At 58.4% G+C, this 21449-nt stretch carries 22 protein-coding genes; 10 read left to right on the plus strand and 12 right to left on the minus strand.

Features of this window, described 5'->3' with window-relative positions; all coding sequences use genetic code 11:
• Window positions 1-212 precede the first annotated feature (212 nt).
• A complete protein-coding gene (locus tag ACEWZM_RS15920) occupies window positions 213-758 on the minus strand; it encodes a YceD family protein (RefSeq protein ID WP_414007369.1) in 546 nt (181 codons plus the stop codon).
• Between the two features lie 87 nt (window positions 759-845).
• Here ACEWZM_RS15920 and ACEWZM_RS15925 point away from each other — a divergent pair, with 87 nt between their 5' ends.
• From ACEWZM_RS15925 to ACEWZM_RS15935, 3 genes are all read left to right on the plus strand, one after another.
• The gene (locus tag ACEWZM_RS15925; protein ID WP_414007370.1) at window positions 846-1313 is read left to right on the plus strand and encodes an outer membrane protein assembly factor BamE; all 468 of its coding nucleotides are present in this window, start codon (window positions 846-848) and stop codon (window positions 1311-1313) included.
• 177 nt (window positions 1314-1490) lie between these two features.
• Window positions 1491-2321 carry a GNAT family N-acetyltransferase gene (locus ACEWZM_RS15930; protein WP_414007371.1) on the plus strand — a complete coding sequence of 277 codons (831 nt, stop codon included), beginning with the start codon at window positions 1491-1493 and terminating at the stop codon, window positions 2319-2321.
• Between the two features lie 41 nt (window positions 2322-2362).
• Window positions 2363-4174 carry an ABC-F family ATP-binding cassette domain-containing protein gene (locus ACEWZM_RS15935; RefSeq protein WP_462047607.1) on the plus strand — a complete coding sequence of 604 codons (1812 nt, stop codon included), beginning with the start codon at window positions 2363-2365 and terminating at the stop codon, window positions 4172-4174.
• Between the two features lie 168 nt (window positions 4175-4342).
• On the opposite strand, the gene ACEWZM_RS15940 is transcribed toward ACEWZM_RS15935, so the two are convergent.
• The 5 genes from ACEWZM_RS15940 to tyrS form a co-directional block, all read right to left on the minus strand.
• On the minus strand, window positions 4343-4897 hold the full coding sequence (locus ACEWZM_RS15940; RefSeq protein WP_414007372.1) for a sugar O-acetyltransferase: 555 nt from the start codon (window positions 4895-4897) through the stop codon (window positions 4343-4345).
• On the minus strand, window positions 4894-5388 hold the full coding sequence (locus ACEWZM_RS15945) for a GFA family protein (RefSeq protein ID WP_414007373.1): 495 nt from the start codon (window positions 5386-5388) through the stop codon (window positions 4894-4896). The genes ACEWZM_RS15940 and ACEWZM_RS15945 overlap by 4 nt, the downstream gene beginning before the upstream one ends.
• A 191-nt stretch (window positions 5389-5579) precedes the next feature.
• Window positions 5580-6335: an SDR family NAD(P)-dependent oxidoreductase gene (locus ACEWZM_RS15950; RefSeq protein ID WP_414007374.1), complete on the minus strand. Its 756-nt coding sequence runs from the start codon at window positions 6333-6335 to the stop codon at window positions 5580-5582.
• Window positions 6336-6407: 72 nt separating this feature from the next.
• The gene (locus ACEWZM_RS15955; protein ID WP_414008061.1) at window positions 6408-7352 is read right to left on the minus strand and encodes a GNAT family N-acetyltransferase; all 945 of its coding nucleotides are present in this window, start codon (window positions 7350-7352) and stop codon (window positions 6408-6410) included.
• A gap of 301 nt (window positions 7353-7653) precedes the next feature.
• Complete coding sequence (tyrS, locus tag ACEWZM_RS15960) at window positions 7654-8910, minus strand: tyrosine--tRNA ligase (protein ID WP_414007375.1); 1257 nt, start codon at window positions 8908-8910, stop codon at window positions 7654-7656.
• A 166-nt stretch (window positions 8911-9076) separates the two neighbouring features.
• Here tyrS and ACEWZM_RS15965 point away from each other — a divergent pair, with 166 nt between their 5' ends.
• Window positions 9077-10234: an anhydro-N-acetylmuramic acid kinase gene (locus ACEWZM_RS15965; RefSeq protein WP_414007376.1), complete on the plus strand. Its 1158-nt coding sequence runs from the start codon at window positions 9077-9079 to the stop codon at window positions 10232-10234.
• 24 nt (window positions 10235-10258) lie between these two features.
• Here the strand turns inward: ACEWZM_RS15965 and ACEWZM_RS15970 are convergent, their stop codons facing one another.
• Entirely contained in the window at window positions 10259-10693 is a 435-nt protein-coding gene (locus ACEWZM_RS15970) for a cupin domain-containing protein (RefSeq protein ID WP_414007377.1), read from the minus strand.
• Window positions 10694-10792: 99 nt separating this feature from the next.
• On the opposite strand from ACEWZM_RS15970, the gene ACEWZM_RS15975 reads away from it, so the two are divergent.
• Window positions 10793-12232 carry a protein adenylyltransferase SelO gene (locus tag ACEWZM_RS15975; protein WP_414007378.1) on the plus strand — a complete coding sequence of 480 codons (1440 nt, stop codon included), beginning with the start codon at window positions 10793-10795 and terminating at the stop codon, window positions 12230-12232.
• 27 nt (window positions 12233-12259) lie between these two features.
• Here ACEWZM_RS15975 and ACEWZM_RS15980 read toward each other — a convergent pair whose 3' ends face one another.
• Both ACEWZM_RS15980 and ACEWZM_RS15985 read right to left on the minus strand, forming a co-directional pair.
• Window positions 12260-13177, minus strand: a complete 918-nt coding sequence (locus tag ACEWZM_RS15980) for a DMT family transporter (RefSeq protein ID WP_414007379.1) — start codon at window positions 13175-13177, stop codon at window positions 12260-12262.
• 202 nt (window positions 13178-13379) lie between these two features.
• A complete protein-coding gene (locus ACEWZM_RS15985; RefSeq protein WP_414007380.1) occupies window positions 13380-14711 on the minus strand; it encodes a DEAD/DEAH box helicase in 1332 nt (443 codons plus the stop codon).
• A 374-nt stretch (window positions 14712-15085) separates the two neighbouring features.
• Here ACEWZM_RS15985 and ACEWZM_RS15990 point away from each other — a divergent pair, with 374 nt between their 5' ends.
• The 5 genes from ACEWZM_RS15990 to ACEWZM_RS16010 all read left to right on the plus strand — a co-directional run bounded on the left by ACEWZM_RS15990 (window position 15086) and on the right by ACEWZM_RS16010 (window position 19409).
• Complete coding sequence (locus tag ACEWZM_RS15990; RefSeq protein WP_414007381.1) at window positions 15086-15499, plus strand: Fur family transcriptional regulator; 414 nt, start codon at window positions 15086-15088, stop codon at window positions 15497-15499.
• A gap of 261 nt (window positions 15500-15760) precedes the next feature.
• Window positions 15761-16657, plus strand: coding sequence for a DMT family transporter (locus ACEWZM_RS15995; RefSeq protein WP_414007382.1), 897 nt, complete (start codon window positions 15761-15763; stop codon window positions 16655-16657).
• Between the two features lie 200 nt (window positions 16658-16857).
• The gene (eno, locus tag ACEWZM_RS16000; protein ID WP_414007383.1) at window positions 16858-18132 is read left to right on the plus strand and encodes a phosphopyruvate hydratase; all 1275 of its coding nucleotides are present in this window, start codon (window positions 16858-16860) and stop codon (window positions 18130-18132) included.
• Window positions 18133-18481: 349 nt separating this feature from the next.
• Entirely contained in the window at window positions 18482-18709 is a 228-nt protein-coding gene (locus tag ACEWZM_RS16005; protein WP_414007384.1) for a hypothetical protein, read from the plus strand.
• A gap of 250 nt (window positions 18710-18959) precedes the next feature.
• On the plus strand, window positions 18960-19409 hold the full coding sequence (locus ACEWZM_RS16010; RefSeq protein WP_414007385.1) for a GNAT family N-acetyltransferase: 450 nt from the start codon (window positions 18960-18962) through the stop codon (window positions 19407-19409).
• A gap of 21 nt (window positions 19410-19430) precedes the next feature.
• Here ACEWZM_RS16010 and ACEWZM_RS16015 read toward each other — a convergent pair whose 3' ends face one another.
• The 3 genes from ACEWZM_RS16015 to ACEWZM_RS16025 are packed head-to-tail and all read right to left on the minus strand — an operon-like array spanning window position 19431 to window position 21342.
• Window positions 19431-19880, minus strand: a complete 450-nt coding sequence (locus ACEWZM_RS16015; protein ID WP_414007386.1) for a GNAT family N-acetyltransferase — start codon at window positions 19878-19880, stop codon at window positions 19431-19433.
• The gene (locus ACEWZM_RS16020) at window positions 19877-20404 is read right to left on the minus strand and encodes a GrpB family protein (protein WP_414007387.1); all 528 of its coding nucleotides are present in this window, start codon (window positions 20402-20404) and stop codon (window positions 19877-19879) included. The genes ACEWZM_RS16015 and ACEWZM_RS16020 overlap by 4 nt, the downstream gene beginning before the upstream one ends.
• A complete protein-coding gene (locus ACEWZM_RS16025; RefSeq protein ID WP_414007388.1) occupies window positions 20401-21342 on the minus strand; it encodes a nucleoside hydrolase in 942 nt (313 codons plus the stop codon). The genes ACEWZM_RS16020 and ACEWZM_RS16025 overlap by 4 nt, the downstream gene beginning before the upstream one ends.
• Window positions 21343-21449: the final 107 nt, after the last annotated feature.

Genomic DNA, 21449 nt, shown 5'->3' on the forward strand with positions numbered 1-21449 from the left:
CTTTGTCACTTGGGGCCTTGGGGCTGTCCCCGCGGCGCGTTTCACATTCAATGTTTCGATCGGTCTGCCGTGCGTTTAGGCTTCAGCCTTGCCGATGTCCAACCAAAATTCCGATGAGCGCGCGAAAATACTGCGAATTTACGCCGGCGCAAGCTGTTTTTTCAGCCGGTCAACGCAAGACCACCAATCGGAATCGTCTGGCTGCTCTCTTTTCAGTCTTCGCCGCCGCCGTCAAGCTGATCGCGCAGGGCTGCAAGCCCAGCAAAAGGCTTGGTATCCTCGTCCCGCATCGGGACAATACCTGGTTCGGCATGGACCGCTTCCCCTAACACGACACCTTCTTTGCGGGGATATTGCGGCAGCGCTAGCGCCAGCGCCTCAACCATCACTTCCTGCGGCGAGATATGAGTGCCAAGCGGCTCGCTGGTGTCATCTTCCGGCATCTCGACCTCTTCTTCGCCGTCAGGATACACCATCCCGGCGATAAAGCTGCGGCGGATTTTCTGATCGATGCGGGTGGTCACCGGATCAAGCGAGACCACACAAGGCTGCACCACGGTCGCGCCCAGATCGCCGACCAATTCCCAGTCTCGTTTCCCAAAGGCACGGATCTCTCCGGCAAAGCGTAGTTTGCGCAGGTCATCCACACCGAGGTCTTGCGCCAAGGCCTTCAGGACATCAGAATCGGGGCGCAATTCAAACGATGTTGCGCGGTTTTGAGGCAGGTCAGCGACCCGAAAAGCGGTGCTCTCAGACATTTGGGGGACTTTCGTTTCTTGAACCGGAGGCTCGGTTTAGGTAATCCGGTTCCAAGGCGTATTCAAGCCGGGGGGCAAGAGAGCAGCATGACATCCAAACGCGCAGGGTCGCTGAAGGCGGCAACAAGGGTCACAATACTCTTGATAGCGGGGCTCTCTGTCGGGGCTTGCGCGATGTATCGCAAACACGGCTACGTTCCCAGCGAAGAGCTGTTGTCGGAAGTCGTTGTTGGCGTTGATACCAAGGATAGCGTGGCTGAAACCGTTGGTGTACCGGCCGCTGAGGGCGTTTTGACCGATGGCGGATTTTACTACGTCTCCACCCTGATGCGCCGTCGCGGACCGTCGGCGACCAAGCCTGTTTCGCGTGAATTGGTGGCGATCAATTTCAATGATCAGGGCGTCGTCACTGGCATCGAACGCTACGGTCTGGAGCAGGGTCGAGTGATTCCTTTGCAACGCCGCGTGACCAGCTCGAACGTGCAGAACAAGACTTTCCTGCGCCAGCTTCTGGGCAGCCTTGGCAATTTTAGCCCCGGTGGGCTCGTCGAATAACTTGCCGGACATGAGTACCGTCTGCATCGTTTCTGAAGCCATCCCAGTCCGGGGTGGCTTTCGTCATTTTCGGGGGCTGTTTCACCTGTTGTGGCCAGAAGGTTCGTCATTTGGCTGATACGCAATCTATGTTAGTCAAACGATGTGCTTGGGCCGGTGCCCGTTGGAAGAGCTGCATTGAGTAATGTACTGATCCCATCGACGACGATCCCAGTGGGGGAAGAGGGGTTGCCGGTTCTGTCCCGTGGCCGGTATCAGGCGCGGCTGATTAATGGCGTCGATCAGACTGGTGGGGTAGGTGACCTAAAGCGCGCACAGCAATTGCGGGGCCAGTGTTTTGGGCGCAGCACTTTGGATGCCGATGCTCTGGATAGCCGTTGTCAGCATATGCTGGTCGAAGATCGGTCCTCTGGATTTCTGGTTTGCTGCTTTCGCCTGCTGCTGTTGCCAAGTGGCGCGCATCTCGCCGACAGCTACGCATCGCAACGGTATGATCTACGTTCTTTGTATTCTCGCAAGGGAAGGCTGCTTGAGTTGGGACGGTTCTGTATCCATCCCGACTGGCAGGACGCTGACATTCTGCGGCTGGCTTGGGGCGCGTTGACGGCGTTTGTCGATCACCACGATGTTGAGCTGCTGTTTGGGTGCTCGTCCTTTGCAGGCACCAGAACCGAACCGTATCTACATGCCCTGTCGCTGTTGCGGGCCCGCCATCAGGTGAAGCCGGAGCAGGGAGTGGGGCAGCCAATTGGACCGCGTGCTGCGGAAACCCTTCATCTCGCGGCACTTGAGTTGCCCGCGCCTGATAGCAAACGGGCGCTGCAGGAGATGCCACCGCTATTGCGTAGCTATCTGATGATGGGCGGTTGGGTCAGTGATCATGTGGTCGTTGATCGAGACCTGAACACGCTACATTTGTTTACCGGCGTTGATATCGCATCCATTCCAGCGGCTCGAAAACGGCTGTTGCGGGCCGTTGCGGCTGGCTTTGACGAGGCTGGGGCCTGACAACCGTTGACCTGCCCGGCGCCCCGGTTTAGCTGGCTCACATGGCACGTATTCCTCTATTACAGATGTCCGGTATCTCCCTCACTTTTGGGGGCGATCCGGTGTTCGCGGATCTTGATCTGGTGGTGCAACCTGGCGACCGGGTTGCCCTTGTCGGCCGCAACGGATCGGGTAAATCCACCCTGATGAAGATCATGGCTGGTCTGGTCGAAGCAGACACAGGATCACTGGTGGTGCCGCCCGGAAAATCCGTAGGTTATATGGAGCAGGACCCACAAATGACGGGTTTTGCCACACTTGGTGATTTTGCGGCCTCAGAACTGGATCCGGGTGAGATGTACAAGGTTGAGCGCGCGGGCGAGGGGCTGAAATTTGACCCGGCGCGTCCGGTGGCCACTGCATCGGGTGGTGAAAAACGACGTGCGGCCTTGGCCAAGCTGATGGCCGAAGCGCCCGACCTGATGCTGCTGGATGAGCCGACCAACCACCTCGATATTGAGGCGATCACCTGGCTCGAGAATGAGTTGAAATCGACCCGCGCGGCCTTTGTGCTGATTTCGCACGACCGGGCGTTTTTACGCGCCTTGACCCGCGCGACGCTTTGGGTCGACCGGGGGCAGGTCCGTCGGCAGGAAAAGGGGTTTGATGCCTTTGAGGCCTGGCGCGACAAGATTTGGGACGAAGAGGATCAGCAGCGTCACAAGTTGAATCGGCTAATCAAATCCGAAAGCCGTTGGGCTGTCGAAGGAATTTCGGCCCGCCGCAAGCGCAATATGGGCCGGGTGCGGGCGTTGCAGGATCTGAAATCGGAACGGGCAGGCCAGATCAAACGGCAAGGCACAGCGGAATTGGCGCTGGATGCAGGGCCGAAGTCGGGTCGCAAGGTGATCGAGGCCGAGTCGCTGAGCAAATCATATGGCGATAAATCCATCGTGCGGGATTTTTCGCTGAAGGTGCAGCGCGGCGATCGCGTGGCTTTTGTCGGCCCGAATGGGGCGGGTAAGACGACGCTTTTGAAGATGCTTCTGGGGTTGGAACAGCCTGATGAGGGGCAGGTTCAATTGGGCACTAATCTGGAGCTGGCACTGTTTGACCAGACCCGTGATCAGCTGGATGGTAATGCCAGTCTTTGGGAAAACCTGACGTCTGATCCCTTGTTGGGGATTTCCGGCAAGGCTGATCAGGTGATGGTGCGGGGGCAGCCAAAACATGTGGTGGGTTACCTCAAGGAATTCCTGTTTGACGAAGCACAGGCCCGTGCACCGGTGCGGTCACTATCGGGTGGCGAGAAGGCACGTTTGCTGCTGGCGCGTCTGATGGCACGTCAAAGCAACCTGTTGGTGCTCGACGAACCGACCAACGATCTGGATGTCGAGACGCTGGATCTGCTGCAGGAGCTGCTGGACGGTTACGACGGCACGGTGCTGCTGGTGAGCCACGACCGGGATTTTCTGGACCGTGTTGCGACCACCACAATCGCAATGGAAGGTGGTGGCGGTGCCACGGCTTACGCAGGTGGCTGGAGCGACTATCTGGCCCAGCGTTCCACATCAGAAGGTGCGGCGGAGAAGGCCGAGAAGACCAAGGTCTCCAAGTCTAAACCCAGGCAGGAGGCGCAGCCCAAGGATGGTCTGAGCTTTAAGGAAAAGCACCGCTTAGAGGCACTGCCGGGAGAGATCGAACGGCTGGAAGCAGAGATCGCCAAACTGCAACAATTGATGGCTGATCCTGAGCTGTTCACCCGTGAACCGGTGAAGTTCCAGAAGGCCACAGATGCGCTGGTGGAGCGGCAGGAAAAATTATCTGCTGCTGAAGAAGAGTGGCTGGAGTTGGAAGAAAAATCCGCAGACTGAACCGGGCTGGATAGGCTGGTAAGCATGACTGACCCAATGTTTCGCACGCGAAACATTGGGTCAAAGAACGCGACATAATATTTTGTAATTTATAAATATTTTATTGTTGAAAGTTAAACCTGCGAACGCTCTCTGGACAGGCGTTGCATGCGTTCGCCTGTGATCTGTTCAGTGCGGGATGGGGCGTGCGGGATTGCCGACAACTGTCGTGCCAGCCTCCACGTCCCGTGTGACCACCGCGCCTGCGCCAACGATGGCACCGTCACCAATGGTCACGCCCGGCAACAGGATCGCGCCGCCACCGATCCAGACATCTGACCCAAGTGTGACGGGCCGGGCAATTTCAAACCCCTTGGCGCGTAACGCCCTGTCTTTGTGATGTTCCGCGCAGAAAATCTGTACGTTTGGTCCCAGCATCGTGCCATCACCTATAGATATCGGCGCGGTGTCCAGGATGGTGCAGCCTGCGTTCATGTACACAGCATTTCCGAGGCGGATGTTGATCCCGTAAGCACAGTGAAATGGGGATTCGATCAAGCAGTTTTCCCCATATTGGGCAAAGAGCGCGGCGAGAGGCGGGCTAAGAGGGCCAGCGGGATCTGGCGCGCGGGTATTATGCTGATGCACCGCTACGCGGGCCTGGTGGCGCAACGCCTCGAGTTCGCTGTCTATGCAACAGTACCAGCCGCCTTCCTGCATCTTTTGGCGTTCGGATTTGGTCAAGCGCGGTTTTGGGTTTTGGGGTCTGCGATGGGCCGCACCATCGTTTGTGCGTAGTCATCCATCAAGGCAGACATTTCTTCAGCAGTCGTCGGGAACCGATCGTAGCTCCTGGCCGCGGGAACCGTTGCCCAAGGCTGCTTTTCCTCGGTCATGATTTCGACATGAGGTGCAAACCAGCTCAGATCGTCCAAGACGGATGCCCGGAGGTTCACCCGGTTCGGAGCCCCTTTGAGACGCGATAGGACGAAACTCATGCAAGTCGGACAGTAATAGTGCTGGCGCTGCTCGCTGTGCCGTCCGCCAAGGACCAGTTTTCCGTCGGTGGTTACAGCGTCTGCAGGGAACATGGCGGTTAGCGAATAGGCGCTGGCGGAGAGCTTCTGACAATCCCGGCAGTGGCAGGCAAGTGTCAGGAGCGGCGGTGCGGTGATATGTATTTGCACGGATCCGCATAGGCAGCTGCCCTCAAGCGGCAGGTCGGGTTGCGGCATGGATCTGCTCCGTGTTGGAAATCGGCTAACTGCAGGCTAGCGGAGTTTTCAACGGCTGTCTTCGTTCAATTCGGTGCTTTGGTCTGATCCTTGGATCAAGAAAAATAGGGAGCGCGATTTTCAATGACTAGGTGTGAGGGGCTGTTAAGCCCCTCATGGGTATATGATTTGATTGGGCGGCTGATGCTGCCTCAGCGCATCCGCAACGCACCGTCTAGGCGGATCACCTCGCCGTTGAGGTAGCCCATTTCAACGATGAAACCGGCAAGACGGCCATATTCGGCGGGATCGCCAAGGCGGGCTGGGTTGGGAACATCGGCGGCGAGCTGTTGTTGTATCTCTTCCGGCAGGCCCGCCAACATTGGTGTCATGAAAATACCCGGCGCGATGGTCATCACCCGCACACCCGAGGACGCCAGATCACGCGCCATGGGCAGGCACATGCCCACCACGCCGCCCTTGGACGCGGCATAGGCGGCCTGGCCCTTTTGGCCGTCGAAGGCGGCGATAGAGGCTGTGTTGATGATCACGCCACGGCCGCCATCTTCTGCAGCCTCGCATTTGGCAATTTCCACGGCTGCCAGACGTGCCACATTGAATGTGCCAACAAGATTGATGTCGATGGTGCGCTGATAGGCATCCAGCGGATGCGCGCCGTCGCGGCCGACGGTTTTTATCCCCAACGCAATGCCTGCACAATTCACACAGGCGTTGATCTTACCCATCCTCGCCGAGGCATGAGCCATCGCCGCCGTGACCGATGCCTCATCCGTGACGTCAGTCTGGGCAAAATGCCCGCCGATTTCGGCGGCGACGGAAGCACCGAGCTCGGCGTCGCGATCCAACAGGGTAACTTGGGCACCATTGGCGGCAAAATGGCGGGCTGTGGCCTCACCAAGACCAGAGGCGCCGCCGGTGATGACGGCGGCGGTTTGCGACAGTTTCATGAGCAGGGCTCCTCCCGGGGGTCAATGCTAGCAGTGTTATATCTGAACATGTGTTCAGATAATCACGTCCCTCTAGCAGTGTCCAGAGAGCCCGGGGTTCATAAGCCGTTTGTCGAGTGCCGCAAGCGGGCGCAGCAGGCGACCCAATGGCGGCCAATAGGCCCAGGTTCCACCGAGTTGATGGAGCGCCGCACCAGTTCCGAGTTTGAACCGGGCCAGACCTGCGGCGTCGTCGGTATTGATGACACCAAGGTCAAGCTGTTCGAAGCCGCGTTTGGCCAGCCAGGACATTGCTTCCCACATCAAGAGGTTATGGGCCGAGAGCGCCTTGCCACGATCGGTGGTATGACCGATGTGGTAGGTGGCCCCGCGGCCATGGCCGAGCACCAGTACCGCGGCGACGATGTCTTTCCCGTCATGTGCCTCAAATATCTTGGCCATACCTTTGTTTTCGCGTGCATAAGCCAGAGTGAGATCCACGGGCCAGTTGCGATAGCGGCGGCTGGATTGCTGTGCAGCATCAGCCGCAAAGAGCCAATGTGCAGCATTTTGGGGCAGTGATTGGTGGGTGACGCGCAGGCCCTGTTGTTCGCCGTGAACCAACCGGTTGCGCCATTTCTGATGCAGATTAGCGCGGCGTTGATCGGGATCCTGGGTGAGATCAACCAGACCAACATGAGCCGGGCTGACCAGCGCCACAGCACCATGGCGGGCAAGGGCCGGAGTGGGTGTTTCGGGCGATAGGATGACGGGCGTGCGGCGCAGGCCGCTCTCCTGCAAATGCTCCAGCAGGCGAAGGGGTTTGTCGATCCGGGCACGGTTGACCATAGCCACATCAATGCGGCCCCAGATTTTGCGACGCATGACGACAGTGTCCTTCAGCTGGCCGAGCACCAGAGGGTCCTTGCCGGTGGCCTGAAGCGCGCGAGCAAACTCGGTAGATTGCTGTAGGGCGGGGATTGTTTCGTCGCGAAGAATGGGGCGGGGCATGACATCTGCTGGTGTGAAATCAAACATGGCGCCATTAACCCCAGTGAAACCTAAATGATTGTTAATGAAGATATGAAAAATGCGAATAAAATTTTCGGTCTTCATGCCCCGGCTCCAAAGATGACCAAAGCCGCTGCTTTGCTGCTGGCGCTGGGGGTGTCATTGCCCGTTGGTCTGGTGCTGGTACTGGTCGATCTTCTGCTGCTTTGAAGCCATGAGCGGATAGGAAAACAGGCGCACAGGACGTTGGCGGGCCGCCGACGAAAAAGGGGACAGCAAGGCCCCCCAAATCACGTTACACTGGCTGCAGTCGCGGCCCCTTGGATGATCAGCCGTCCAGCTGGACCAATGCGTGGCGTTTCTTGCCTGCTGACAGTTTGATTGGCGAGGCAAGTGCGGCGGCATCGATCATCAGGCTTGCGTCGGTCAGCGGTTTGTCATCGATCTTGGCACCGTTTTCTGAGATCAGGCGCTTGGCGTCTTTGCCGGATTTGGCCAGACCTGATTTCACGATCAGCTGCACGATGGAGATGCCATCGCCCACATCTGTGGCAGAGAGCGACAGGGTGGGGAGATCGTCACCAATGCCGCCTTTCTCAAAGACTTCGCGGGCGGTGGCCTCAGCAGCGGCAGCCGCGTCGGCACCGTGCAGCAGCATGGTTACCTCATTGGCGAGAATGACCTTGGCGGCGTTCACCTCGGAGCCTTCAAGCGCGCCCAGACGGTTGCATTCATCAACCGGCAGCTCGGTATAAAGCTTAAGGAAGCGGCCAACATCAGCATCTGTGGTGTTACGCCAGAACTGCCAGAACTCATAGGGCGAGAGCAGATCGCCATTGAGCCAGATCGCACCGTTCTGGGATTTGCCCATCTTTTTGCCGTCGGAGGTGGTCAACAGCGGTGAGGTGAGACCATAGATTTCATGGTCCAGCACCCGGCGTGTCAGGTCGATGCCGTTGACAATGTTGCCCCACTGATCCGATCCGCCCATCTGCAGGACGCAGTCGTAGCGGCGGTTCAGCTCCAGGAAGTCATAGGCCTGCAGGATCATGTAGTTGAATTCGAGGAACGACAGCGACTGTTCACGGTCAAGGCGCGATTTGACCGATTCAAACGACAACATCCGGTTCACCGAAAAATGGCGTCCTATGTCGCGCAGGAAAGCGAGATAGTTGAGATCGTCCAGCCATTCAGCGTTATTCAGCATCATGGCGGCGTTACCTGCACCGCTGTCATAGTCGATATAGGCGTCAAAGACCTTTTTGATGCCCGCGATATTGTCGTCGATCTGGGCGTCGGTCAGCAGAGGGCGTTCATCGGCGCGGAATGACGGATCGCCCACCTTGGTGGTGCCGCCGCCCATCAGGGTGATCGGTTTGTGGCCGGTTTTTTGGAACCAGCGGAGCATCATAATCTGGATCAGCGAACCAACATGCAGAGAGGTCGCAGTGGCGTCAAACCCGATGTAGGCGGCTTGGCCGGGGGTCATCAACGCCTCGTCCAGGCCCTGATAATCGGTGCAGTCGGCCAGATAGCCGCGTTCCATCATAACAGCGATGAAGTCCGATTTTGGGTGGTAGGTCATAATGTGCCTCGGCTTTTGGATTGCGCGGTGCTGTATAAAACGCAATTTGCACGGGGGAAAGCTGTGTGAACGGCTTTGCGGAAGAAATTCACTGCTGTATCCTTGTTGTCAAATCGGCGTCCGGTCGGCAGATCCGTGGCCCCCAATTAGAACAGGCAGCATAACCATGAGCATCTCTCCCACAAAAGCGATTCCCAAACATGGCGTTCTGAAAGCCCTTGGCACTATGAGCGGTACGTCACTGGACGGGGTCGATGCGGCCATTGTGGAAACTGACGGTGTGGCGATTCATGGGTTTGGGCTCAGTGGATACCGCGCCTATGAACCGGTGGAACGGGCGCAATTGGCCGCTGCGTTGGGGCAGTGGCACGGGCCAAAAGTGGACGCCGCGGGTGAGTTTGTGACCCGCGCTCATGTGGAATTGCTGGCGCAGGTCTTGGGTGAGGTTGCGGCAGCGGATGCAGAATCGGCGGTAGATGCCATTGGTTTTCATGGTCAGACCTTAGCCCATGCACCGCGCAGCCAAGGGACGTTGCAGGTCGGCGATGGGGCGGCGTTGGCAGCAGAGATGCAGATCCCGGTGGTTTGGGATTTTCGCAGCGATGATGTGCGTTTGGGCGGTGAGGGCGCGCCATTGGCGCCGTTTTTCCATTTTGCATGTGCCAAATATTTGAAACGGGACAAGCCTCTGTGTTTTCTGAACCTCGGCGGTGTGGGCAATCTTACATATGTCGATCCGCGATTTGATGCGGCAGAGGACCCCGGTGCGTTGCTTGCCTTTGACACTGGTCCTGCCAATGCGCCGATCAATGATCTGGTGCAAGCACGCTGTGGTCAGATGATGGATGAAGGTGGCGCGATTGCCCGTGGTGGCGTGGTCGAGACCGGCGCGCTGGAGCTGTTTCTGGCCGAGCCATATTTTACCCGGATTCCGCCAAAATCTCTGGATCGGAATGACTTCGCGGAAATGATTACGCTTGTGTCCGAGCTGAGCGACAGCGATGCGACGGCAACGCTGACTGCGATGTGTGCAGCGGCGGTCGCGCAGGGTATGACCCATTGTCCGGAACCGCCTGAGGTGGTGCTGGTCACTGGTGGAGGGCGGCATAATCCAGTGCTTATGGAAATGTTGCAGGTGTCTCTGGACTGTCGTGTTATCCCAATTGAGGCAGTTGGCCTGGATGGCGACATGCTGGAGGCGCAGGCTTTTGCGCATCTGGCCGTGCGGGTGGCGCGGGGCTTGCCGACCTCCAGCCCCGGAACCACGGGTGTGCGTGCCTGTGTCGGTGGCGGGGTTGTTAGCGTCCCGGGCGCGAAAGGCTAAGCATCTGCCACTGATAGGGCGATTTTACCCCTCACGCGGAATGTCAAACTCAGGCGCGGCCAGTACAAAACCATCAAATTGGAACCCCGGAGACACGGTGCAGCTGACAAGCGTGTAGTGGCCCGTGGTGCGGGCGGCCTGCCAATGGCCTTCGGGGACGATCAGTTGCGGCTCGCCTTTGGTCAGATCGGGGGATAGAACATGGTCGCGCGCGGGGCCTTCGTCAGTGGCGGAGAGCGATAGGATGAGCGGCGCGCCAGCGTGGTAGAGCCAGATCTCGGTTGCGTCGACATGGTGCCAATGGCTGCTTTCGCCCGCTTTGAGCAGGAAATAAATGCAGGTGCCGGTGGCGCGGCCGCTGTTGGTATCGGCATTCTCAGCCACCCAGGTCTGACGATAGTAGCCGCCTTCGGGGTGGGGCTGGAGGTTCAGTTTGGCGATGATCTCATCGGCGGTCATCTTTGTGCTCCGTGGTTGCTGGTCGCCTGTGATAGCTCTTGCCTGCGATTGCTAAAGGTTGGCTCTGGCAATTTGGCATTTGCCGCATATGTTTGGGCCATGACATTGCACATCCCATTTGACAACACATATGCGGCGCTGCCGCCCGTGTTCTACAGCAAACAGGCCCCTGTTCCTGTGAAAACACCGGCTTTGGTGGCCTATAATTCTGCTCTTGGCGAGGTTTTGGGCATCACCTCGGGGGAGGCAGAGGACATGGCGGCAGTTTTTGCCGGCAATGCGCTGCCGATGGGGGCTGATCCGTTGGCGCAGCTTTATGCCGGGCATCAGTTTGGCAATTACAATCCGCAATTGGGTGATGGGCGCGCGATCTTGCTTGGAGAGGTCGTGGGGCCGGATGGGCTACGTCGCGACATCCAGCTGAAAGGATCGGGCCGTACGCCATATTCGCGGGGCGGTGACGGGCGTGCCTGGCTTGGGCCGGTGTTGCGGGAATATGTGGTGAGCGAGGCGATGCACGCTCTTGGTATCCCGACGACCCGCGCGCTGGCAGCAGCAACAACGGGCGAGACAGTCTGGCGCGAGGAGGGCGGTCTGCCCGGTGCGGTGCTGACACGGGTGGCGTCGAGCCATTTGCGGGTTGGCAGTTTCCAGATCTTTGCTTCACGGGGCGAACAGGCTGCATTGCGACAGCTCACCGACTATGCGCTTCAGCGCCATTATCCTGAGGCCGATGGGCCGATGGGCCTGTTGCGGTCGGTGCGGGACGCGCAGTCAGAGCTGGTTTCTGCCTGGATGTCGGTTGGGTTTATCCACGGGGTGATGAACACTGATAATTCCAGCATTTCAGGCGAGACGATTGACTACGGGCCTTGTGCCTTCATGGACGTTTACCATCCGCAGACGGTGTTCAGCTCGATCGACCGGACGGGGCGCTATGCCTATTCTAATCAGCCTGATATCGCGGTTTGGAATCTCGCTCAGTTGGCAACAGCGTTGATCCAGCAGGCAGAGGACCCGCAAGCGATGGTAGAAGAGGCAACCGAGATTGTGCATGGGATGCCTGCCCTGACCGAGGCGGCGTGGTTGCGGCGGTTTGGGGCCAAGATTGGCCTGGCGGATCCTGCGCGTGAAGATATGACACTGATCACCGATCTTCTGTCCCTGATGGCGGAGGGACGTGCCGATTTTACCAATATATTTAAGGCTTTGGCGGATGATATCCAGCCGGGGCACGGTCGCGCGAGGGATCAGGTTTTAGCACCTGAGGCATTTGATGCATGGGCTGACGGTTGGCGCGCGCGGCTGGCACGGGAGGCTGAACCCGAGGCTGTTATGGCGGCGGCGAACCCGGTCTATATTCCACGCAACCACCAGATTGAGGCCATGATCGCCTCTGCTGTTGCGGGGGATTATGCACCATTTGAGCGGCTGAATACGGTGCTTGCAGACCCCTATCAGGTGCATGAGAGCGCCGAGGATCTGCGTCGCCCGCCTGCGGCTGATGAAGTGGTGAAGGCCACGTTCTGCGGGACATGAAGCTGATCGCAGATAGGCCTGCATGGCCTATTTGCGGTTGATCAATACGATACCGATGGCGACCAGCGCCAACGCGGCCCAGACCTGCGGATAGATGACTTCGCTCAGCAGCAACCAGCTAAGGATCGCGGCCATCACAGGTGACAGAAAACTGAAGGATGCCACGGCATTGGCACGGTAGATGCCAATCAGCCAGAACCACAGCAGATAGCCAAGGCTGGCAATGGCAACGGCCTGAAAGACGACACCAGAAAGATGCAGGAATGTTGGTTCGCGTAGGAGTGGACCAAACAGCGGCGAGACTGCGAGCAGCAGCACTGCCGATACCGCCAGCTGATAGATCAATTGGCGGATGGGCGGAACCTGCGCCAGCGGCGACAGCCGTGCACAAAGCGCGATACCTGCCCAGCTGAGCGTGGCGATCAATGCGAGAATGTCACCGAGAAGGGACGCATCACTGCTGCTGCGGTGTAGTACGGCAAGGGCCACACCGCCCATGGCGAGCCCCAACCCCAGCATCCGCAGCGGGCTGAGCCGTTCACCCGGCAACAGCAAATGACCCGCCAGTGCCAGCCAGACCGGCATGGAGTTGAAAATGATCGTTACCCGCGAGACGGATGATAGGTCTAACGCAATGTAGAGGCAGATAAATTCGACGGTGAATAAGACCCCGCAGATCAGCCCCCAGAAATGAACCGAGCGGGTCCAATGCAGGGTCGACACTCCGTATTTGACCTGAGGGGTGATGTTTCGCTTTAGCCGACCGCGCAGGGCAAGCCAGCCGAGCAAGATGCCGAGGCCGATAGTCGAGCGTAACCCAGCCTGGAAAACCGGGCCAAAGCCACCATTGGAGACTTTGATCACCACTTGATTGAGGCCCATCAAACCGCTGAATGCGATCAGCATTGTGGCCCCGATACCATCCATTGCGCGTTTTTCACTCATGCGGCCACAGGATGAGCCTACGGGCGGTAAGTCAAGCTGCGAAAACAGTGTGTTGGCGATCACACGTGCATCAGGGGCTGAATAGTGCTGTCGCGGAAATTGGCTGCGTCTTTTGGTCGGTAAACGCACCGTATTGTACAGAAAAGCCGGGGGCGCGTGGGGCGCTCCCGGCTCTCGATAAGTAAGTATCGCGAGTGTGGTCTTACTGGGCGCGGCGGCGCTGACCGCCGGGTTTGCCCTGTCCGCCACCATGACCCGCACCCTGACCGCCGCTGCGTGCGCCACCCTGGCCGCCACCGCCGCCGCCACTGCGACGTCGACGCTGCCCGCCGGGCTTGCCGCCACCGCCTCCGGGTTTGCCGCCACCGCGACGGCCCGATGGAGCCTTGGCATCGGGCAGAACCTCCCATGGACGCCCGGAGGCGACGGGGATGTTGAGGTTCATGGTCTTCTGGATCGCTTTCAGTTCACCCATCTCATCGGGTGCGCAGAAGGCCACGGCCTGACCATCTTTGCCCGCGCGTGCGGTCCGGCCAATGCGGTGGACATAGGCATCGGGTACGTTGGGCAGCTCGTAGTTGTAGACATATTTCACATCAGGGATATCCAGACCGCGGGCCGCCACATCAGTGGCAACAAGGATCTTGACCTCGCCTGATTTGAAAGACGCCAGGGCGCGCTCGCGCTGGCCTTGTGATTTGTTGCCGTGAATGGCTGCGGCAGAGAACCCTGCTGCAGACAGCGTCTTCATCAGCTTTTCCATGCCGTGTTTGGTGCGGCCAAAGACCAGCGTGCGCTCATCCTTGTGACCGGCCAGAAGCTCCTTCAGGAGCGACAGTTTCTCGGCCTTGGCAATGAAGTGCACCGACTGGGTGATCTTGTCGGCGGCCTTGCCGGGAGGGTTCACCTCAATCCGGACGGGGCTTTGCAGATAAGAATTAGCGATCTCGTTCATCTGCTTGGGCATGGTGGCCGAGAACAGCATGGTCTGGCGTTGCTCGGGCAGGAGCGATGCAATTTTGCGCAGCGCGTGAATGAAGCCGAGATCCAGCATCTGGTCAGCTTCGTCCAGCACCAGAAAATCACAGGAGCCAAGATCCAGCGCGCCACGGTCAAGGATGTCCAAGAGACGGCCCGGGGTGGCGATCAGGATATCAGTGCCGCGCGACAGGCGGCTGATCTGTGGGTTGATCGACACGCCACCGACCACGAGGCCGGTTTTCATTGGTGTGCCTTCGGTCAGGCCCTTGAGGTTCGCAGCGATCTGGTTAGCCAGTTCGCGGGTCGGGGCCAGCACCAGACCGCGTACGGTCTTAGCGGCAGGCTTGTGGCCATATTGCATCATCTGGGCAATCAACGGCACGCCAAAGGCAGCGGTCTTGCCGGTGCCTGTTTGCGCGAGGCCCAGTACATCCTTGCCGTTCAGCGCATGCGGGATGGCGTGCGCCTGGATCGGCGTCGGATCTTTATAGCCAAGCTCTGCAATGCGTTTCAGGAGTTGCTCGGGCAGCCCCATGCTTGAAAATTCAGTCACGTCTCGTCCTTTCACAGCCGCGCCAGAATGGCTCGGCCGGTGCCGCCGCGAGGGCGGTCTGTCGTTGGGGCAGGGACCTCGGGCGGGGCTGGCATCATGCCAGACCGCTGGTCGCTGCGAGTGCCCCACGCGTGATATTGGGAACGGTGGCATATCCTTAGGGTCGGTATTATTGCCTGCGCTATCTGTCTGGCGCTGGCCGACGTCCTCTGCTCACGCGGCAGGGAGGGATGCCTGTGACGGCAGATGGCCCTGGAAGCAGCTAAAGTCAATGGTGAATTACTGTATATTCTTCGTCAAGGAATGTTAAAACCCGGTTTGCGGCGCGCGCGTCTTTGTCTACACAAGGGAGCCATGCTGAAAAAGGGACCGTCATGAGCGAGACGATTATCGAACGCTGCGAAACCATAGGTCTGCGGATGACAGGCCAACGACGGGTGATTGCCCGCGTGCTGGAGGAGAGCGACGATCACCCCGATGTCGAAGAGCTATATGCCCGTGCCAGCGCGCTGGATAGAGCGATTTCGCTCGCTACGGTCTATCGCACGGTGAAGCTGTTTGATGAGGCTGGCATTCTGGAACGGCTGGAGTTTGGTGACGGGCGAGCCCGCTATGAGGATGCCGACCGTGACCATCACGATCATCTTATTGATATGACCACGGGTGAGGTGATTGAATTCTGTGATCCTGAGATCGAGGCATTGCAGGAAAAGATCGCCGAGAAGCTGGGCTATGAGCTGCGCGGACATAAGCTGGAGCTCTATGGCGTGCCGCGCAAACGGGATTAGCATCTGACATGCCTGCACCGCCAAAGCGATGAACCCATCGCGACCTTGACGGGATAGCCGGGCCAAATTGCCGCTCAAGATCTGGATTTTCATCGCCTGGTGATTGTCATCCATCACGAGATGTGATGGAGCAGGCCACATCAAGTCATCATGCCGCGTCGCAAACAGAGTTGCCGGGGGTCGCTGGCTGCTGTTTCTTGCCGAAGTTGGTCGCCGTATTCGGAAGCCCAACGGAATGCCCATCAGAACGGAACGACGCAGATGAACAATGTCACGGGAATTTTGCTGGTGATCTTCGCTATGGCGGGGTTCTCGCTAGAGGATATGTTTATCAAGCAACTTGCCCAATCCGTACCGGTGGGTCAGATCCTGATGATGCTGGGGTTCGGCAGTGGCACTGTTTTTGTGATCTGGGCCAAGCTGCAGGGGCATCGTGTATTGGCGCCGCGGAACTGGCGTTGGCAGCCTGTGCTGCGCGCCTCGACAGAGGCACTGGCAGCGGTCAGCTTTGCCTCGGCATTGGCGGTCGTCGACATTTCGACCGTGGCTGCGGTGTTTCAGGCGATGCCGCTTGCCGTCACGGTGGGTGCCGCTCTGTTTCTGGGCGAGGATGTCGGCTGGCGGCGTTGGAGCGCGATCCTGGTTGGCTTTGCCGGTGTGTTGATGATCGTTCGCCCCGGATTGGCGGGGTTTGAGCCGGGTGTGCTTTTGGTGTTGATTTCCGTGGTGGCGGTAGCCGCACGTGATTTGATGACACGGGTGATGGATAGTGCTGTGCCATCAGCGGTGGTTAGTTCGCAGGCCTTTGGATCTGTGATCCCCGCAGGCTTGGTGATGCTGCTGATCCTGCCGGGTGATCCTGTCGTGCTGCAGGGGGGGCAATGGGGTATGCTGCTGGGGGGTATCATCTTTGGCGTTGTGGGCTACTACGGTATTGTCACGGCCACCCGGATTGGCGATGCTGCTGTTATCACACCGTTTCGCTATTCCCGACTGGTGTTTTCGACCCTGATCGGCATGGTGATTTTTGCCGAGCAACCGGATCTGATGACGCTGATCGGATCTGCGCTGATCATTGGCTCCGGGCTTTATACGTTTCTGCGTGAGCGGCGTCTGTCTCGGCGTGCAGCGCGTCAGCAGGCCGTGGTCGCAGCCTGAGCCTGAGCGCCAGTGCAGCGCCATTGGCGCGGCCTTGTAAGATGGCGACGTCAATGGTTGCGCAAACACTGGCGTGTTAGCCCTAACCCTGTAAAATAAGTCACGTTAGCGATAACATGCGTGGTTTACTTTTTGCCCGTGGATGCTATGACGCTGGCAAGATTTGCCGCAACCATTTGCCAACATCAGGGACCTGAGTGATGAGCACCATTATTGATATCCACGCCCGTGAAATTCTGGACAGCCGGGGCAATCCGACCGTCGAAGTTGATGTCATGCTGGAAGACGGCAGCATGGGCCGCGCAGCTGTGCCTTCGGGGGCTTCGACCGGCGCCTATGAGGCCGTGGAAAAGCGTGATGGCGACAAGAGCCGTTATCTGGGCAAAGGCGTGCTGGAGGCGGTTGCGGCTGTCAACGGCGAGATCGCCGAAGAGCTGGTCGGCTTTGACGCTTGCGAACAGGTTTCTGTTGATACCGCGATGATCGAGCTGGACGGCACCGAGAACAAGGGCCGTTTGGGCGCAAACGCCATTCTGGGGGTCTCCATGGCGGTTGCTAAGGCGGCGTCGGAGTTCACCACTCAGCCGCTCTATCGCTACGTTGGCGGCACCTCTGCCCGTGTTCTACCCGTGCCAATGATGAACATCATCAATGGCGGCGAACATGCTGACAACCCGATCGACATTCAGGAATTCATGATCATGCCAGTGGCGGCGCAGAACATCCGTGACGCTGTCCGCATGGGGTCCGAAGTGTTCCACACCCTGAAAAAAGAGCTGTCGGCGGCAGGTCTGTCGACGGGCATCGGTGACGAGGGTGGTTTTGCTCCAAATATTGCCTCATCCCGTGAGGCCCTGGATTTCATTCTGAAGTCCATCGAGAAGGCGGGCTATAAGCCGGGCGAAGAAATCTATCTGGCGCTCGATTGCGCGGCGACTGAATACTACAAGGACGGCAAATATGTGTTGGCGGGCGAGGGCACGACACTGTCGTCTGCTGAGAATGCGGGCTATCTGGCGGCCTTGGTGAAGGATTACCCGATTATCTCCATCGAGGATGGCATGTCCGAGGATGACTGGGATGGCTGGAAGGCGCTGACGGACGAGCTGGGTGACAAGGTTCAGCTGGTGGGTGATGATCTGTTCGTGACCAACCCAGCGCGTCTGGCAGAAGGTATCGAACGCGGCTGCGCCAACTCGATGCTGGTGAAGGTGAACCAAATCGGCACCCTGACCGAGACGCTGAAAGCCGTCGATATGGCGCATCGTGCGCGCTACACCAATGTGATGTCGCACCGGTCGGGTGAGACCGAGGATGCCACCATTGCAGATCTCGCTGTGGCTACCAACTGCGGTCAGATCAAGACTGGCTCTTTGGCGCGGTCCGACCGGTTGGCGAAATACAACCAGTTGATCCGTATCGAAGAGATGCTGGGCGAAGTGGCCGAATATGCAGGTCGCTCGATCCTGAAATAAGACCAAAGGCCGGAGCTTATTGCTCCGGCCTTCTTCGTTTTCGCAGAAATAATGATCTCGTTCTTCACGCTTGAAATGATGCGCTCTTGCTGATCTTTCGTGGCGGATGGCCTACAGTGGTACGCTTTGTAGCTGAGACAATTGCCTGACTACTGCGGTCTTGGGCAATCCGACGGTCGCGCGCGAGAAACGAATTTTGCAGTAAAATATAGTCCCCGAGACGTCCTTTTGGCTATTCGTGCATTGATCACGGGCTTCTGTGGCTTTCTTCACAGACGTGTGAACGCAAGCCTGCCACCTTTGGTACCAGGCGCTACGGGGGTGGCGCTGGCTGAGGAAAGGAAAGTCCATGCAAGGGAAACCACATCCGAAGGCCCGGATCGAGCCTGCTATCGTAACAGTAGGTTCCGGGAATTGGGTGCCAATCGGCTTCATCTTCATCGCGGCAATGACACTGCTGGCGGGGTGCGCTGGGCCGGGACGTTATCCGGTGAGTGGCCAAACTCTTGGTGCTGCGGATCCGGTTCTCAGCCTGTCACCGATAACACAGGTTGGAATGGAGGGCGGGGGGCTCTAGGATCTTCTGAACTGTCTATGATCGGTATCCTTTGGTTCTGCATAGATCTTGTAAACTTCGCTATTTCGACGTTTCTATGGGATTGAGAGCAAAGGAAAAAACCCTGAGAGTATTTGTGCTCTCAGGGTTTTTTATGTCTGTACGCTGGTTTTTTTCCTAGGGCTCATTCGCTCCTCCGTTTACTCGGCTATCCATTTGCCAGACTGTCGGCTAGTGTTTCTCATAATTTGATCAAATTATGAGTGTGAGCATGCAGATAAAGGCGATTACATCGCGGGATGCTGGGCTTGTTGCCCAGATGGTTGCGGCCCTAATATCAGAACTCAGCGATGGGGCAGAGGTGGCGTCGGGGCCTTTAGAAATGGTCGCGTCAGATCTGTTGACCAGTGCACATGTTACCGGATTTCTCGCCTGCAATGCGGATGGCGACTCACTGGGCATGATTCTGCTCAATCAATGCGCTGCGATTTATGCGGGCGGCATCTTTGGCGAGATCACCGAGTTATATGTCGAACCGGAGCATAGATCTCTGGGCGTCGCGGCGCGTTTGGTCGAAGCGGCAGAGGATCTGGGGCGTTCGCGCGGCTGGAAACGTCTGGAGGTTGGTGCGCCAGCACAGCCTGCCTGGCAACGGACATTGGCCTTCTACCAGCGCAACGGTTTTCAGGAGACCGGGCCGAGACTGCGTAAGCCGTTGTAATAGAAAGCCGGGGCTGGTTGTCTACAGTACCTTGGTCATGAGCATGTATCTGTCGCGGGACTGGAACCGGGCACGTTGATAAATCCGCTGAGCGTGCTCGTCTTCGCGGTCGACCTCAAGGTGTAGGGCCTTGATACCTGCTTCGCCCAGAGTTTTGGGCAGCTGAAGAAGAACCTCTGAGGCGATACCACGACCACGCACGGGCGGGCGGATGAACAGCTCATCTACAAACCCGTCCATGCCGCCGAACTCCACCGACCAACTGAAGGTGACGACGATATAGCCAACCGGGGCACGGGTGGGGCCGATCAGATATACCGCGCCATAGGGCAGCCCCTCCAGCAGTGGCTCAATCGCGGCGCGGCGCAGGGCGTCATCGGACTTGATCTCCATCTCAGCGTGAAAGGCGGCGACAAGATCCAGAACACGATCCAGATCTTCCGGGCGGGCCAAATGCAGAGCGGCGCTCATGGTGTTTCCTTTTCTGCCAAGGCTTTCATCGCCTGGGCTTCGGTTTTTTGCACCCAGTCGGATTTGCAATCGCCGTAGCCATGCGTGTCACCAGGATGGAGAGCAGCACATTTGCCTTTGACTGCTGCGTAGCTTGCGCGCAAAGGGGCATTGATACGCAAGGCGTCGCGAAAGGCGATATGGCGGGTGATTTCTTCGGAGCCATCCACGTAGCAATGAGCCTGTACCAGGCGTTTGCCAGTATCCGGGTCATCGTAGCGGCAATAGCGGCGTCCGGGTAGGCCGAATTCGCCCAGCCACTCAAAGCCAAGCTCCTCTATGTTTGGGCGCGCGGCATCCATCGCTGCTTCGGTTGCAAAGACGGGTATCAGATCGATGATGGGCTTGGCGGGTAAGCCGGGAATAGAGGTTGATCCGATGTGGTGTATCTGTACCAGGCCAGAGCAACCGCACGCGCGCCAGCGGTTGGCTTCGGCCTGGGCCTGTGCAGGCCAGCCGGGATCCGGAGCAACAATCAGGCTCATAGCTGGGCAAGCCGGTTGGTGATCAGGTCGAAGAACCCATCGGCATCAAGATCACCAATGAACAATGCATTTGCGGCCCGGTCGGTAACGCCCCACCAATCGGCAACGGTCATGCCCAAGGTCAGTTCTGAGGTTGTTTCCACCATCACATTGATTTTGCGGCCGGAGAACAGCTCTGGCTGGATGAGGTAGGCAACAACGCAGGGATCGTGCAGTGGCCCGCCCTCAGAGCCATATTTTTCCACGTCAAACCGCTCAAAAAAATCGAGCATCTCGGCGGTGAACCGCGCCACTTTGGTATCAAGTGCGCGGATCGCATCCACTCTTGAACGGGTGGCGAGTGCTTTATGGGTGACGTCCAGCGGCATCATGGTGATGGGCACGCCCGAGGTCAGCACTGTGGCAGCGGCCTCGGGATCGACATAGATGTTGAACTCGGCCGCAGGGGTGATGTTGCCAACTTCAAAATAGGCTCCGCCCATGAGGACGATTTCCTGCACACGGGCAACGATATCTGGGGCTTTGCGAAAGGCGGCGGCAATATTGGTCAGCGGCCCTAGTGGGCAGAGGGTGACCGTGCCAGATGGTTCGCGGCGCAGGGAGTCGATGATGAAGTCAACGCCATGGGGCTCAGCTAGGGGCATAGAGGGGGCCCACAGTTCAGGTCCGTCAAGGCCGGTCTTACCATGTACGTGTTCGGCGGTGACCAAAGCGCGCTCCAGCGGTGCATCACAGCCGGCGTATACGGCCACATCGCGGCGGTCTGCTACCTCACAGACACGGCGGGCATTGATTTGGGTAAGTGCGAGAGGGACATTGCCGGCAACGCAGGTTATCCCCAGCAGATCAAGCTCTTGCGGGCTGGCCAGTGCCAGAAGGATGGCGACAGCGTCGTCCTGTCCCGGGTCGGTATCGATAATGATCTTACGCGCGCTCATGGGCCTGTCCTTCTGGTCTTCGCAGAGACCCTCGCAAGGGTGGCGGGTAATGTCCAGCGGTGGCGGCGGGCACGGTCGGGATTTCGCCGATTCTTCTGGGGGTTACA

It is taken from the genome of Phaeobacter cretensis (assembly GCF_047372505.1).
GTDB classification, from domain to species: Bacteria; Pseudomonadota; Alphaproteobacteria; order Rhodobacterales; family Rhodobacteraceae; genus Phaeobacter; species Phaeobacter cretensis.